The sequence below is a fragment of the Mycobacterium sp. 852013-50091_SCH5140682 genome (assembly GCF_001665685.1).
GTDB lineage: Bacteria > Actinomycetota > Actinomycetes > Mycobacteriales > Mycobacteriaceae > Mycobacterium.
This window is the reverse complement of sequence record NZ_LZTB01000058.1, coordinates 75,695-89,978: the sequence shown is the minus strand read 5'-3', so window position 1 is coordinate 89,978 and position 14,284 is coordinate 75,695. Positions and strand designations below refer to the sequence as shown.

The window sequence follows — 14,284 nt, the reverse complement described above, 5'->3', positions numbered from 1 at the left end:
TGCCAGGCGCCGGTCTCTTACTGCAACGAGGTCAGGAGTTGACCGAGAGTTCGTGATTCAGTGCCCGGGTCGGGCGTAGGGGCCCGCAGCGCAGTCAGAACCTGGTCGATCTGACCGTCGAGCACGTCCCACCCGGCATTGTCCATCGGCTGCAGGGTTGCCTGATCCTCGTCCCACGTGGTTTCGAGGTCCTTGATGCGGGTGGTCGCACCGGCCTGATCGCCTGCGTTGAGCTTCACCAGGGTGTCCTGGACGATGCCGCGGTACTTGGTGACCGCCGCGGGCGGGAACTGTGCTGTGACCGACTGCCCTGCCGGTACCGACACCGCGGCCGCCGACTCCGATTCCGCCTCACCGCCTGCGGGCATCGCGTGAGGTCGGCCGGCAGCCCACGTCAGGAGCACAACGGTCCCGACGGCGACCACGCCGAGATAGCCCAGCATGACGCGCTCGCGCGCCGGATCGCGATGCGGAGCGGCGCTGTGTCGCGTTCGATGACGTCGGCGCGGGTTGCCGCCAGGTAGGCGACGGTCGCCAGGATCGCCGCGAGGAAGATCACGCTCGTCGTGGCGACACCCAGTCCGAGGCCCTGCTCGGTTTTCGGCGCGGCCAGCCAGTCACCGAGATTCGCGCCCAGCGGACGCGTGAGGATGTAGGCGAGCCAGAACGAGAGCACAGCGTTGGCGCCGAGCCGGGTGACTTCGGGCACCCGGCTCAGCGTGGCGGAACTGGTGCCCAATCTCGCGGTATCGGCCATGCCCCGAGACGCTAGAGGCGCGTCGCTGAACCGACGCTGAGAAAAGCTCAACGGAAGCTGTTGGCCCGCAGGCAATCAGCCCGCGTCAAGCGGAATGTGCGCGGTCAACGTGGTGCCCTGGCCCGCGGGGCTCGAGATGTGCAGGCGGCCGCCCAGTGCGTCGACACGGTCTTTGAGGCCTACCAATCCCGATCCACTGCGGACGTCGGCGCCACCCACGCCGTCGTCGGCCACCACGACACGCAGGGTGGAGCCGTCGACGTCGACGGTCACGTCGACGTGGGAGGCGTCGGCATGCTTGGTGACGTTCGTCAGCGCCTCGGCGACAACGTAATACGCGCCCACTTCGACGGATTCGCGTGGTCTGTTCGCGACGTCGACAGACACCTCGACGGGTACCGGCGCCCGGCGGCCCAACGCGCGCAATGCCGGCCGCAGGCCTCCGTTGGTGAGAACCGCAGGGTGTATTCCGTGGGTGATCTGGCGGAGCTCCTCGCTGGCCGCGACCAATCCGTCTCCGAGTTCGGCAATCTCGTGTGCCAGCGCATCGTCGGGGTCCAGGGATGCCTGCAGCGATCGGCTGGTCAATGCCAGCGCGACCAACCGTTGCTGCGCTCCGTCGTGCAGGTCTCGTTCGATCCGCCGCATGGCTTCATCACCGGCTGTCACGATGCGGGCCCGTGAGGCCATCAATTCGCGGCGGGATTCGGTGTTGGCAATCGCCGTCGCCACCAGTTCGGCGAAGTCGGCAAGGCGTGATTCCATATCCGGCGGCGGCGACTCGGGTCGTGACGATCCTGCAATGGCGGCGCCCCACAGGCGCCCTTCGACGATGATCGGGGCGCCCACACCGGAGCGCAGGCCGAGGTCACGGATCAGCGCAGCGGCCGCCCCGGAAGCATCCTCGTGACTGTCCAGACGTGCCGCACGCCCGGTCCGCAGCACCATGCCTGCGACATTGTCGCCGGTCAAACGTATTCGGACACCCACGGGCATCCGAGGATGGCCGGCCTCGTCGTGCACCGCGACGATCTCGCCGTACTCGTCGTCGACATACCGAAACAACGCCGCATTGCCCATGTGCAGGGCGTTGGCGACTTCGTCGGCAACGGCCGTCAGCACCTCGTCGGGCGGCGCCCCGCGGGCGACCAGCGTAGCGACCCGGCGCAGCGCCGCCTGCCGCTCGGCGAGCTCGCTGACCTTCTCGGCCGCCTCCCGGGCTTCGACCGCACGCAACCGTGCCTGTCCGACGAGCAGATTGGCGAGCAGGGCAACGGGCAGGTACACCACAATCGGGATCAAGTCCTGCAGGGTATGGGGAATCACCATGCCACCCAGGTGCATCCGCAGGTAGACGACGGTGCTCACGAACGTCATCACCACGCCCATCCACATCGGCCAACCGGCCGAGATCACAAGCACGCCAAGGAAGAAGACCACACCGAACATCTGGTGCGGCAGCGCCCGGCCGAGCAGGTCCACCAATGCGGCCTCAGCGATGATGAGCACGGCTCCGACCGCGAAGCCCAGCCACAGCGGTGCCGTCGGCCCCAACAGAAACGGCGTCAGCCCAGGCGGCGCCCAGCCGTTGCGCGGTCGGTCCGCGCCGTCGGACCTCACGGCCAATCCCTCCGAAGTCATCGATTGCATCCTCGATCCCGCACATTGTTCGAAGAGCCGATTATCCTCGCCCGCCCAGCGAGTCCGCGGACATGGACGGTGCGTCAGGTCAAAATGGAGGCACCCGTGCCCTCAACTGAGCGATCCCGCCTGGAAGGACGCCACCATGACCGACTCCGCCACCACCGACCTGCCCGTCTCGGGTCTCGAACTTCGCTCCCTGCTGACCGATGCCGGTGAACTCGACCTGACGCTCGAACCCCAGTCGGTCACTGCGCCGGGCCGCGGCGAGGTCGTCCTTCGCGTCGAGGCGTCGCCGGTCAATCCGTCAGACCTGGGTCTGCTGCTGGGCGCGGCAGATCTTGCGACCGCCAGAACCACGGGCGACGGCGCTGCCCGGCACACGTCGATCTCGGTTCCGGCCAAAGGCTTTCAGGCCATGGCGAGCCGCGTCGGGCAGTCCATGCCGGTGGGCAACGAGGGTTCAGGCGTGGTGATCGCAGCGGGCGAAGATGCGAGTGCGCTGCTCGGGAAAACCGTTGCGGTGCTCGCAGGCGGCATGTACAGCCAGTACCGCACGGTGCCGGCGGCGAGCTGTCTGGTGTTGCCCGACGACGTGACCGCCGCCGAGGGTGCCTCGTGTTTCGTCAACCCCCTCACCGCGCTGGGCATGGTCGAGACCATGCGCGACGAGGGACACACTGCGCTGGTCCACACTGCCGCCGCATCCAACCTCGGGCAGATGTTGAACAAGATCTGCGCGCAGGACAATGTCGGACTGGTCAACATCGTGCGCAGCACCGCACAAGAAGAGTTGCTGCGGGGAATCGGTGCCCGGTATGTGTGCAACTCGACGGCCGACGACTTCGTCCCGGCGCTCGTCGAAGCGGTCGCCGAGACCGGCGCCACCCTGGCCTTCGACGCGATCGGTGGCGGCCACCTGGCCAGCACAATCCTCTCTGCCATGGAGACTGCCGCTGGTCGACGGATGACGAGCTACAGCAGGTACGGATCGTCGGTGCTCAAACAGGTCTACATCTACGGGTCCCTCGATACCGGGCCGACCGAGCTCGACCGCACATTCGGCATGAGCTGGAGTGTCGGCGGGTGGCTGTTGACTCCCTTTCTCCAGAAGATCGGGGCCTCCCGAATCGCCGAGTTACACGCCCGGGTGGCGGCCGGAGTGAAAACCACCTTCGCCAGCCACTACACCCAAACGGTCTCGCTGGCCGATCTGCTGAAACCGCAGATCCTGCAGATGATCTCGCGTAAGGCGACGGGGGAGAAGTTCCTGGTCACACCGGCGCAGAACTGAGGCGCTCGGACTGACTTCCCGATTCGACCAATGTTCGCACGGAGTCCGGCAATTCGGCCGACGACCACGAAGCACGGTGCGGCGTACCGTAATTGACGACGAACGGGACGGTGCCCGCCCATACGTCGGTGTCCTCGTCGGGCTCCTTGACCGAGCTGTCGTTGACCTTGTACACCCAGTCCCCGTCGGTGATGGGCATTGCGACGACATTGGTGGCGGCGATCTCTTTCGGTGTCATGCCACGGACTTCGGCGGTGCGCCCGGGGAGTAGCAGGTCGCTGAAGCGGTCCAGGAGCATGGCCCGTTCCTCGCGGCGGGCGGCCTGCAGTTCGCCGTAGAGCACCGCCGAGCGGTAGTGCACCGACGAGTCGAACGTGCTGTGAGCGACCACGAGCGCATCCATCGCCGTCACACAGAAGGCCGCGGACGTTGCCGCGGCGTTGGCTCCCATCGCGCCTGCACCGGTCGAACCGTGCATGAGAATCCGGTCTTCGTGCCGGACGAACAGCGTCGGCACAGCCAGCGGCCGCGTCCTGCCGTCACGGCGTGCGACGCTGCCCATCGCGAGCACACCCCACCATTGGCCATCGAGGAATTCCTCCAGTGCGGCACGCTCGGTGGACTGTCGACCTTCTTTGCGGGTGAGCTTCTCCATGGCACAACCAAACCATGATTGCGGCCTTGCCGGAACAGCCAGAAACTGCAGATATCAGATGCCAGTATTGTGAGCAGATGCCGCGGCACACCCGACTGGTCCATCTCCCATTGGACACCAGCGATCTGAGCGCGAAGTCGATCGCCACGCAGATGGTGGCCCTGATCGCCGGCGGCCAACTCGCCGACGGGGACTGGCTGCCCTCTACCCGCGCGTTGGCCGACGAGCTCGGATGTTCACGCACCATGGTCGCGGCGGCCTACGACGAGCTGGTCGCCGCCGGATTCCTCGAAGGGGTGCCAGGATCGGGTACCCGAACGACGTCCGGCGCGGCGTCCGCGGCCGCCGCCGGCCTCTCCAGTCGCCCGTCCGACCACCCCGACATCGACCGCTCGCGGCGTCCCTCGCCACCTGAAGACACTGCACCCGAGCGCAATCCGCCGGTAGACCTCCGCCCGGGCTATCCGGACCCGGGGTTGATCGATATGCGCGCGTGGACTCGCGCCTGGCGTGCGGCGGGCGCCCGGACCCCGACCATCTCGTCACCGTGGCAGGACACCAGCGAGTCGTTCGTCGCGGCGTTGACCGATCACCTGCGCACCAATCGCGGGATCGATACCGACACGGTGATCGACGTGCCCGGCTCCGGAGCGGCCTTCCAGGCCATCGCGGCGGTGAGCGGTCTCACCCGCTGCTATCTCGAATCCCCGTGCTACCCGGCCGCATACGAGGAATTCCTCCGCGCCGGGCTGGATCCGGTCTTCGTCCCGGTCGATGACGACGGCCTGCGCGTCGATCAGCTGGGCGATGACGCCGGCCTGGTGTATTGCACGCCGGCGCACCAATACCCCCTGGGACACCGATTATCGGTGAATCGACGCGCCGAACTGGTTGCCTGGGCCAAGCGGACCGGCTCGATCATCGTCGAGGACGACTATGACGGTGAGTTCCGCTACGGGGTGGCGCCGCTCCCGGCGGTTCGGTCGGTACCGGGAGCGGGGGAGCACGTCGCCTACATCGGGACAGCGTCGAAGATTCTCACGCCCGGACTGGGCGCAGCGTGGCTGGTACCGCCCCGACCCCTGTGCGATGCCGTGCTGGCCTACCTGCGTGAGCGTCGGCTCGCACTGTCCGTGATCACCAGGGATGCACTCGCGGAACTGATCCTTGCCGGTGATCTGCAGCGGCACCTGGCCCGCGCCGCACGCGAATACCGGCATCGTCGCGACATTCTGATCGCCGCGCTCGGCACATACTGCCCCGAACTCTCCGTCTTGGGCGTCGAGGCCGGCCTCCACGTCGCCGTCGTACTGCCCCACGACAATGATGACCGGCGCGTGGCCGAGCAACTCAGCGCGCGGGGATTCGTCGTCGAACCCCTATCGCTCTATCCAGGCGCAGCGGACCGCCAAATCAATGGACTGGCGGTATGTTTCGCTCTGATCGACCGAGTGTCGGCCAACGGCTTCGCAATTCGCCTCGCCGCGGCACTCAACCAAAGTTCGAGGTGAACTCGGCGTCGAATCGGTGTCGGTGTGGGAAAATAACCGGACGGCGAGAGGCGCGATATGCGGATGAGAACGTCGGTTCGGGGAATCCTTGGATCGATCGCGGTGACCACGGTGGCCCTGTCGCTGGCTGCATGCGGCACAACCGCGACACCGAAATCCGCCGACCCCTTCATGGTGGCGGGCATGCCTGCCACCGATGGCCCCTCAGGTCTGCGCCCAAACGCCCCCAAACCCTCGCGCACCGTGACCAATACCGACGGCGGCGCCATTGACCTGTTGGCCGTCCAGTCGGTCAGCGATGTCGAGGACTATTGGGGCAGCGGCGCGTATCGTGACGCGTTCAAGCGCAACTTCACCCCTGTCGCCAAACTCATCTCCTGGGACTCGCGGCGTTCTTCTGACGCTGTATCCTTCTGCGGCGAAACCACTTCGGGCCTGGTGAACGCCGCGTTCTGCCCCGTGGACCGGTCGATCGGGTGGGATCGTGGCGTGCTGCTGCCGTCACTGAAGAAGACGTATGGCGACATGGCGGTGACCATGGTGTTGGCGCACGAATACGGGCACTCCGTGCAGCATCAGGCCGGATTGAACTCGCCCAACACGCCCGTGCTGGTGGCCGAGCAGCAGGCCGACTGTTTCGCGGGGGCGTACATGAACTGGGTGGCCCAAGGTCATTCCCGCCGCTTCACCCTCTCCACGGGCAATGGACTCAATACCCTGCTCGCGAGCATGATCGCGTTCCGCGACCCACTCATGTCCGGCAGGCGCGCGGCGGCGGGCGGGGGCGAACACGGATCGGCATTCGAACGGATCTCGGCGTTTCAGTTCGGTTTTGCCGAAGGGCCGGGCACGTGCATGGACATCGATGTGGATGAGGTCACCCGCCGGCGCGGTGATCTGCCGGTCGAGTTGCAGCGCAATCAGACTGGCAACTGGCCGGTCTCGCAGACCTCGGTGAAATCCGTCATCGCGGCGATGAATATCTTGTTCAAGCCTGCGAATCGGCCGAGGCTGAGCTTCGACAGCAGTGCAGCGACCAAATGTCCCGACGCGAAAGCCACCCCGCCGGTGTCGTTCTGTCCGGCCACCAACACCGTTGGCGTCGACCTCCCCGCGCTGAAGCAACTCGGCGCCCCAACCGACGGGCAGGCCGGCCTCACGGGCGACAACACCGCCTATTCCGTGCTCATATCGCGATATCTGCTGGCGGTGCAGCAGCAGGCCGGGTTGCCGCTGGACACGGCCAACGCCGGGTTGCGCACAGCATGCCTGACCGGCGTGGCCACCACCAAGCTTGCGCTCCAGGTCAACACACCCGACGGCAACACCGTTGCGCTCACGGCCGGAGACCTCGACGAAGCCGTGGCCGGGCTACTCACCAACGGTCTGGCGGCCAGTGACGTCAACGGCCGCACGGCACCGGCCGGCTTCGCACGCATCGACGCGTTCCGCACCGGTGTGCTCGGCGATCAACACGTCTGTCTCAATCGGTTTCCCTAAGCGGTGAGGTGCTAGCCGATCGTGGCGTGCTCAGCGGGATAGGCATGGATGAGCGCGGTGGTCAGCTTTGGTACCGCATGGATGAGGTCGTGCTCGGCATCGTGGGCAATCCGGTGGGCACTCGCGAGGCTGAGGTCGGGGTCGATGTCGAGTTCGGCATCGGCGTGCAGACGGTGGCCGATCCAGCGCATGCGCACACTGCGCACCGCTCGTACTCCGGGGTGTGCGGCCAGGACGGACTCGGCAGTGTCGATGAACGCGGGGTCCACCCCGTCCATCAGACGACGGAACACATCTCGAACGGCCGTGCGCAGCACCACCAGAATCGCCACGGTGATCAACAACCCGACGATGGGATCGGCGAGCGGGAATCCCAGCGCCACACCACCGGCACCGATCAGCACCGCCAGGGACGTGAAGCCGTCGGTGCGGGCGTGCAGTCCATCGGCGATCAGCGCGGCCGAACCGATCCTGCGCCCAACCCGGATGCGCAGCAAGGCAACCCATTCATTGCCGAGGAATCCCACAAGGCCTGCGAGAGCCACCCAGCCGACGTGTTCGATCGGCTGCGGCTCGATCAACCGCCGGATCGCTTCCCAGCCGGCGATCACCGCAGACAAGGCGATCATCGCGACGACGAAGAGCCCCGCGATGTCCTCGGCGCGGCCGAAGCCGTAGGTGTATCGGCGGGTTGCGGCCTTGGTGCTGAGCACGAAAGCGATCCATAGCGGCACGCTGGTCAAAGCGTCGGAGAAATTGTGGATGGTGTCGGCTGCCAATGCGATGGATCCCGACAGCGCCACGATGACGATCTGGGCGATCGCTGTCAGCCCCAGCACCAACAGACTGATCTTGACGGCCCAGATTCCGGCCGCGCTGGACTCCAGCGCGCTGTCGATACTGTCCGCCGCATCGTGGGAGTGCGGCGCGAAGATTTCCCGGACCAGATCGCGCACACCGCTCGGGTGCTCGTGATCGTGGTCGTGGTCATGATCGTGGTGGTGATGCGGGTGATGGCTACTCATCGCCGTGCGGCTTTCGGTCGTTGGGCATCGACGCTCAGTTCACGCACCCGCGCATCGTCGCGGTGGTGCGGCGGAACGCCGGGGCCGGCGTGCTCGGCATTGAACACCGCGTCGACGACCAATTGGCGGACGTGCTCGTTCTCCAGGCTGTAGAAGATCGTGGTGCCCGACCGCCGCGTGCGTACCAACCGGGCCATGCGGAGCTTGGCCAGGTGCTGCGACACCGATGGGGCCGGTTTGCCCACGCGCGTGGCAAGGTCGTTGACCGACAACTCGCCGCCGGTGAGCGCCCACAAGACCTGAATCCTGGTGGCGTCGGCAAGCATTCGGAACACCTCGACGATCAGAACCGCTTGTTCCTGATCCAGGGGATGCACCGAAGCATTATCTGCATGCATACGTAGATACTAACCCTCGCAACAAGGCGCGGAGAAGCCCGAGCCGAGACTGTGCAAGTCGGGTAGGTCCTTACGCTATGCCGCCGCCCGCCGCGATGCGATGGTGCCGTTGGAGTCGCTGAACTGCCCAAACACAGATCTGCGGAGGGATCACCATGGCACACCACGTACTGCGCAGGCCGGCATCGATAGCCCTGTTCGCCGCGTTGGCAGCGGCTTCCAACCCGATACCCGCACAGGCGGATCCCACCGATCTACCCTACGGACCGGATACCTGCATCCAGGGCTACGTCTGGCGGGAGGCGCGAAGCGGCGACACGGTATGCGTCACCCCCGAAGTCCGTGCGCGCACGGCCCAGGAGAACGCCACCGCCGCCGACCGCCGCGAACCCAACGGCGGGGCCTACGGGCCCAACACCTGCATCCAGGGTTTCGTGTGGCGCGAGGCGTTCGACGGTGACGTGGTGTGCGTGACGCCCGATGTCCGAACCCAAACGCGTGCCGACAATGCCGCTGCGGCGTCGCGCAAACAGGCCAACGCGCCGAAGAACGATCCCAGCGGACCGAACTTCGTCATCTGGGTGGCACCGGACTGTTCGGTCGTGCTCGACGGTGCGGGACCCGGCCGCGACACCCTCAACGTCGGCTATCAGGTGCAGAATCTCGGACCGGGCACCGTCGACAAGCTCGTTCCGGTTCGCGTGTCGCTCGACAGCGGAGCCAGCGTCAACTACAACTCCTCACTGGGCGGCGGTCCGGATGGGCGGGCCCAGAACTACGCCCAGATGACGGTGGACAGCAGCTTCTACCAGCGTGACAACCGCGTCACAATCACCGCGGACCCGGACAACCAGTACGCCGAGCGCGTCGAGTCCGACAACTCTGCGGCGGTACTCATCCCACGGCAACCTCGGCCGGCCAACAGCATGATCGACCTGAAATGCCAAGCCGTATAAGTGTTTACCGGGTGCATCTGAAAAAACGACGTACGGAATCAGAACTCGCTGGTTGACCCGGTCGGGCAGCACCGAGATAGTCGTTGGGACCTGTGCGCGGCGATGCCGCACAGGCCATCGACGAGGAGGCTGCTGATGGCAGGCACGTGCACCGTCGGAATCGCGCAATGGCTGCCGGCGTGCAACGAGCCCGAGGTGAACCTGCGCGACGCCCTGACATTGATCGGCCGCCTCGCCGACCGGGGTTGCGATCTCGTCGTCCTACCGGAATTGTGGCCGTGCGGATACGACCCGGCGACCTTGGCGGGTGATGCGGCGGCGGCAGCCGAGCCGCTGGAAGGGCCTCGGGGCCAAGCGTTGTCAGCTGCGGCGGCCGGCGCGGGCGTCTGGCTGTTCGCCGGCACGGTGCCCGAGCGCGACGGTGAGTATCTCTACAACACCGAGGTGGTGTACGCGCCCGACGGCCGACTGGCCGCAGCCCATCGCAAGGTCCACCTGTACACCCCGCTGGGGGAGGAGCAGGTGTTCTCAGCGGGTCAGGACCCGACGGTCGTCGACGTCGACGGGATCGGCATCATCGGACTGAGTACCTGCTTCGACGGCGACCATCCCGCATATGTCCGCCGCCTACAACAGCTGGGTGCGCGCATCGTCGTCGAACCGGCCGCTTACGAGGTGGCTGCCGAGACGTGGTGGGACGTGCTGTATCCGGCGAATGCCCTGGTCAACGGGCAATGGTGGATCATGGCCAACCAATGCGGCGGCGAGTTGCTCGGCAAGAGCAAGGTCATCGGGCCCGACGGGATCACCGTGGCACAGGCAGGTCGGGTGGGAGACGCCGACGCGACCGAACTTCTGGTCATCACTGTCGATTTCGACGCAGGCATCGCCGAGGCCGATCGGACGGCAGCGGCGTTGTGGACCGACGTCCCGGCGCCCGGTTACGCCGCGCCGAGATCAACGCAAATGTAGCGCCAACCGCCGGAGCGCAGCATTTTCGTCGAACTCGCGGAACGAAGGGCGGACTCAGGTCGAGGCGCCGTCGCTGAACTGCGCACTGAGTTCCTTGGCGACTCGAACCAGAAGCGGGACAATGTGATCCGCTGAGTCAATGGTGACTCGGGCGGCGGGCCCGGATACCGAGATCGCCGTCGGTATCGGCGCATCCGGTACCGGAACGGCGAAGCACCGCACGCCGATCTCCTGCTCACCCTCGTCGAGCGCGTAGCCGCGATGGCGGCTGAGTTCGAGATCGGCGATGAGGGCATCAGGATCGGTCAGGGTGAACGCGGTCTGGGCAGTCATGCCGGCGCGGGCGACGATCTGCCGGACAGCCTCGTCGGGCAGCTGCATCAGGAGTGCCTTGCCGACGCCGGTGCAGTGTGTGTACACGCGTCGACCCACTTCGGTGAACATCCGCATGGAATGTTCGGAAGGCACTTGGTAGACGTACACCGCCATGGTGTCATCGAGCAGTGCCATGTTCGCGGTTTCCCCGGTGGTCTTGACGACCTCTGCCAAGAGCGGCCGCGACCAGGCGCCGAGCATCCGGGTGGCGCTCTCGCCGAGCCGAATCATCCTGGGCCCCAAGGAGTATTGCCGCGACGGCAGTTGTCGCACGTATCCGCGGTTGACGAGGGTGCGTGCCAGTCGGTGAATGGTCGGCACCGGCAGGCCGGAGGCTTCCGAGAGCTGACTGAGTCCGATGGGCCCGCCGGCGGCGGCCATCACCTCGAGCAGATCGAACGCGCGCTCGACCGACTGCACGCCGCCGGATGCTCCCTCTGTGCGTGCCATGGATGCCAACCCTTCGATTCGGTCTCGCCCGATGCCGCCATAGTAATCCACTAAGCGGAATCGACTATTCGTATCCCGAAGTGCATCCGGCGGTTGAACGACCGTCGAACCCGTCAGCGCGGCGGCCAGTTCTTGAACGTCTTCGGTCGCGGTGGGGCATAGGTACGCACCTTGGATGTGCTCAGGCCCAGCCGAACCAGCGATTCGGCGATGGTCACCGCAGCCGCGACACCGTCGACCACCGGGACGCCGGTCCGCTTGCGGATATCGGCGTCGAGCCCGGCCATGCCGCCACAACCGAGCACGATGACCTCAGCCCGGTCCTCGGTGACGGCGCAGTGCGCCTGTTCGACGATGGCTGTCACGGCGCGGTCCGGATCCTCCTCGAGTTCCAGGACCCCGAGGCCGCTGGCGCGCACCGATGCACACCGGGCGTCGAGTCCGGCCAGCTTGAGCCGGTCTTCGATCATCGGCACCGCGCGGTCCAAGGTGGTGACCACCGAGTACTTGTGGCCGAGGAACATCGCGGTGCTGGCGCCGGCCTCGGTGATGTCGACCACCGGCACGTCCAGCAGCTCTTGCAGCCCTTCACGGCCGTGCTCGCCGTAGCCCGCCTGGATGACCGCGTCGAACGGCTGGGGGTAGGCGCGCACGGTTTCCATGACGGCGATCGCGGCGAGATAGCTCTCGTAGTTGCCCTCCACCGAGTCGGCGCCGAAAAGCGGTGTCAACGCGATGACCTCGGTACCGGGGGAGGCCGCGGCGGCGGCCTGGCGTCCGATGGAGTCGGTCATCGACTCGGTGGTGTTGACGTTGACGACAAGGATGCGCATGTGCTGGTCCTTCGGAAATGAGGTGTCGGCCGGATTAGATCAGTGCACGCTGGGGACGGCGATCGGCTCGCCGGACACGTCCTCGAACGTTTGGCTGCGGTCGGCGATCAGCAGATAGATGATCGCACCGAGGCCTGCACCGAAGAACCAGGAGAACGGCGCGACGGCGTGCAGCGCGGGAATGAACGCGATCAGCAGGGAGAGCACCGCGGCGGGGATGAACGCGGCGATGGCGCGCGGATTGAATCCGTTGCGGTAGAAGTAAACCCCGGCAGGATCCTCGGTGTAGAGCGCCGGAACGTTGATCTTGGTGCGGCGCAACAGCCAGTAGTCGGAGATGATGACGCCGAAGAGCGGACCGAGCAGCGCGCCGAGGCCACCGAGGAAGTAGACGATCACCGCCGGGCTGTTGTAGAGGTTCCACGGCAGGATCACCAGACCGATGACGGCGCTGACCACACCGGCGCGGGCGAAGTTGAGCTTGCGCGGGAACAGGTTGGTCAGGGCGTAGATCGGTGCGACGAAGTTGGCCATCAGGTTGACCGCGATGGTGAGCACCAGCAGAGCCAGGGATGCCGCGACCAACAGGAACGTGTTGGGGATGGCGTGCACGATGTCGGCGGGGCTCTCGATGACGACGCCGTCGATCTTGAACTGGGCACCGGCCATCACGATGACGATCACGCCGAAGAACAGCATGTTGATGGGAATGCCCCAGAAATTACCCTTGACAATGGATCGCCGCGTCTTCGAGGCCCGGGTGAAGTCACAGAAGTTCAGCACGAACGTGGCATAGATCGACACCCACAGGGCGCCACCGGCGAAGATCTCGCGCCACATCGCGCCACCGGTCAGGGGCTTGTCGTTCGACCAGGCGATCCCGCCACCGGCTTTCATGAAAATCCACACCGCGAGTGCGGCCATGGTGGCCAGGATGATCGGACCGGCGACGGCCTCGTACTTGCGGATCATGTCCAAACCGTGCTGGACGATATAGGTCTGCACAAGCCACAGGACGCCGAAGGTCAACCAGCCGAGCGTGGACAGACCAAGGATCGAATTGTGGTCCCACGTCTGCAACCCAGGGATCAGCGCGATGAGCAGCACACGCAGCACCAGTGAGGCCAGGTAGGTCTGGATACCGAACCAGACGATGGCGACGCCACCACGGATCGCGCCGGGGATCTGGGCGCCGCGGACACCGAACGAGATGCGGCACATGACGGGGAACGGAACGCCCGTCTTGTAGCCCATGAAACCGGAGAAGGTGAGCAGCCCGAACAGCAGGGCCGCGCCGATACCGAGCGCGAGCAGGATCTGCCAGCCGCCCAATCCGAGAGCGAACAATCCCAAGGCAAAGCCGTAGTTGCCCAGGCTGTGTACGTCGTTGGCCCACAGCGTGAAGATGTTGTAGCCGCTCCAACGCCGGCCGGCCGCCTTGGTTGGCGCGAGGTCCTGGTTATAGAGCCGCTCACTGACGTCGGGCAGCCCGGGTGTGTCCGCCGGCGGGTGATGCAGGATCGGGTCGTGGTGGCCGGAGGATTGCGGCCGCGCCGGCGTCGCCTCGCCGCGCCGCCACCGACTGCTCACCATGGATTGAGTGTGTGGCTGGTCTGATATCGCCATCAGGCGCTCCTCGTTGCAGGGGGATATCGGATCTGGCGTCAGCGGCGAGGAGACCTCGCGCTGGCATCAAATTTCGTATTGCGAAATTTGGCTCTCGATATACGAAAGTCTGCCGTGTGGCGGGCATCACGTCAAGCCCTCCATCGCAATCGACCGCCGCCGACGGCTCGACGTCCCGCTGCGAGGGATACCGCGTTGACATTCCTGAGAATGCTCCGACCTGTGCAGATGTACACATCCCCAAAGGGTCCGCGTCGAAACTGGCCCAATCCGACGGCGCAGGCACCCTTG

At 66.0% G+C, this 14,284-nt stretch carries 14 protein-coding genes; 5 read left to right on the top strand and 9 right to left on the bottom strand.

Translation table 11 applies throughout. From position 1 onward, the window contains the following. Positions 1 to 17 precede the first annotated feature (17 nt). The 3 genes from A5784_RS39235 to A5784_RS18210 all read right to left on the bottom strand — a co-directional run bounded on the left by A5784_RS39235 (position 18) and on the right by A5784_RS18210 (position 2,398). The gene (locus A5784_RS39235; protein ID WP_064946290.1) at positions 18 to 443 is read right to left on the bottom strand and encodes a hypothetical protein; all 426 of its coding nucleotides are present in this window, start codon (positions 441 to 443) and stop codon (positions 18 to 20) included. Further along, positions 395 to 757 (bottom strand): COG4705 family protein, encoded by a 363-nt coding sequence (locus A5784_RS39230; protein WP_064946289.1) that lies wholly within the window; start codon positions 755 to 757, stop codon positions 395 to 397. Before A5784_RS39230 ends, A5784_RS39235 begins: the two co-directional genes overlap by 49 nt. Before the next feature lie 75 nt (positions 758 to 832). Then, positions 833 to 2,398 carry a GAF domain-containing sensor histidine kinase gene (locus tag A5784_RS18210; RefSeq protein WP_082944926.1) on the bottom strand — a complete coding sequence of 522 codons (1,566 nt, stop codon included), beginning with the start codon at positions 2,396 to 2,398 and terminating at the stop codon, positions 833 to 835. Between the two features lie 145 nt (positions 2,399 to 2,543). Here A5784_RS18210 and A5784_RS18205 point away from each other — a divergent pair, with 145 nt between their 5' ends. Next, positions 2,544 to 3,692, top strand: coding sequence for a zinc-binding dehydrogenase (locus A5784_RS18205; protein WP_064946288.1), 1,149 nt, complete (start codon positions 2,544 to 2,546; stop codon positions 3,690 to 3,692). On the opposite strand, the gene A5784_RS18200 is transcribed toward A5784_RS18205, so the two are convergent. Continuing rightward, positions 3,673 to 4,347, bottom strand: a complete 675-nt coding sequence (locus A5784_RS18200; RefSeq protein WP_064946287.1) for a pyridoxamine 5'-phosphate oxidase family protein — start codon at positions 4,345 to 4,347, stop codon at positions 3,673 to 3,675. The genes A5784_RS18205 and A5784_RS18200 overlap by 20 nt on opposite strands. A gap of 77 nt (positions 4,348 to 4,424) precedes the next feature. Here A5784_RS18200 and A5784_RS18195 point away from each other — a divergent pair, with 77 nt between their 5' ends. Both A5784_RS18195 and A5784_RS18190 read left to right on the top strand, forming a co-directional pair. Continuing rightward, positions 4,425 to 5,858 carry an aminotransferase-like domain-containing protein gene (locus A5784_RS18195; RefSeq protein ID WP_064946286.1) on the top strand — a complete coding sequence of 478 codons (1,434 nt, stop codon included), beginning with the start codon at positions 4,425 to 4,427 and terminating at the stop codon, positions 5,856 to 5,858. 63 nt (positions 5,859 to 5,921) lie between these two features. Then, positions 5,922 to 7,358 carry a neutral zinc metallopeptidase gene (locus A5784_RS18190; RefSeq protein WP_064946359.1) on the top strand — a complete coding sequence of 479 codons (1,437 nt, stop codon included), beginning with the start codon at positions 5,922 to 5,924 and terminating at the stop codon, positions 7,356 to 7,358. 11 nt (positions 7,359 to 7,369) lie between these two features. On the opposite strand, the gene A5784_RS18185 is transcribed toward A5784_RS18190, so the two are convergent. Both A5784_RS18185 and A5784_RS18180 read right to left on the bottom strand, forming a co-directional pair. Continuing rightward, a complete protein-coding gene (locus A5784_RS18185) occupies positions 7,370 to 8,383 on the bottom strand; it encodes a cation diffusion facilitator family transporter (protein ID WP_064946285.1) in 1,014 nt (337 codons plus the stop codon). Then, a complete protein-coding gene (locus A5784_RS18180; protein ID WP_064946284.1) occupies positions 8,380 to 8,781 on the bottom strand; it encodes an ArsR/SmtB family transcription factor in 402 nt (133 codons plus the stop codon). The genes A5784_RS18185 and A5784_RS18180 overlap by 4 nt, the downstream gene beginning before the upstream one ends. A 155-nt stretch (positions 8,782 to 8,936) precedes the next feature. Between A5784_RS18180 and A5784_RS39225 the strand changes: the two genes are divergently transcribed. Together A5784_RS39225 and A5784_RS18170 are read left to right on the top strand one after the other, a co-directional pair. Further along, positions 8,937 to 9,737, top strand: a complete 801-nt coding sequence (locus A5784_RS39225; protein WP_232006117.1) for a hypothetical protein — start codon at positions 8,937 to 8,939, stop codon at positions 9,735 to 9,737. Positions 9,738 to 9,872: 135 nt separating this feature from the next. Continuing rightward, complete coding sequence (locus A5784_RS18170) at positions 9,873 to 10,709, top strand: carbon-nitrogen hydrolase family protein (protein ID WP_064946283.1); 837 nt, start codon at positions 9,873 to 9,875, stop codon at positions 10,707 to 10,709. Between the two features lie 54 nt (positions 10,710 to 10,763). Here the strand turns inward: A5784_RS18170 and A5784_RS18165 are convergent, their stop codons facing one another. The 3 genes from A5784_RS18165 to A5784_RS18155 all read right to left on the bottom strand — a co-directional run bounded on the left by A5784_RS18165 (position 10,764) and on the right by A5784_RS18155 (position 13,960). Further along, a complete protein-coding gene (locus tag A5784_RS18165) occupies positions 10,764 to 11,534 on the bottom strand; it encodes an IclR family transcriptional regulator (protein ID WP_064946358.1) in 771 nt (256 codons plus the stop codon). A 113-nt stretch (positions 11,535 to 11,647) separates the two neighbouring features. After that, on the bottom strand, positions 11,648 to 12,367 hold the full coding sequence (locus tag A5784_RS18160; RefSeq protein WP_064946282.1) for an aspartate/glutamate racemase family protein: 720 nt from the start codon (positions 12,365 to 12,367) through the stop codon (positions 11,648 to 11,650). Positions 12,368 to 12,406: 39 nt separating this feature from the next. Beyond that, positions 12,407 to 13,960 carry an NCS1 family nucleobase:cation symporter-1 gene (locus tag A5784_RS18155; protein ID WP_082944922.1) on the bottom strand — a complete coding sequence of 518 codons (1,554 nt, stop codon included), beginning with the start codon at positions 13,958 to 13,960 and terminating at the stop codon, positions 12,407 to 12,409. Positions 13,961 to 14,284 lie beyond the last annotated feature (324 nt).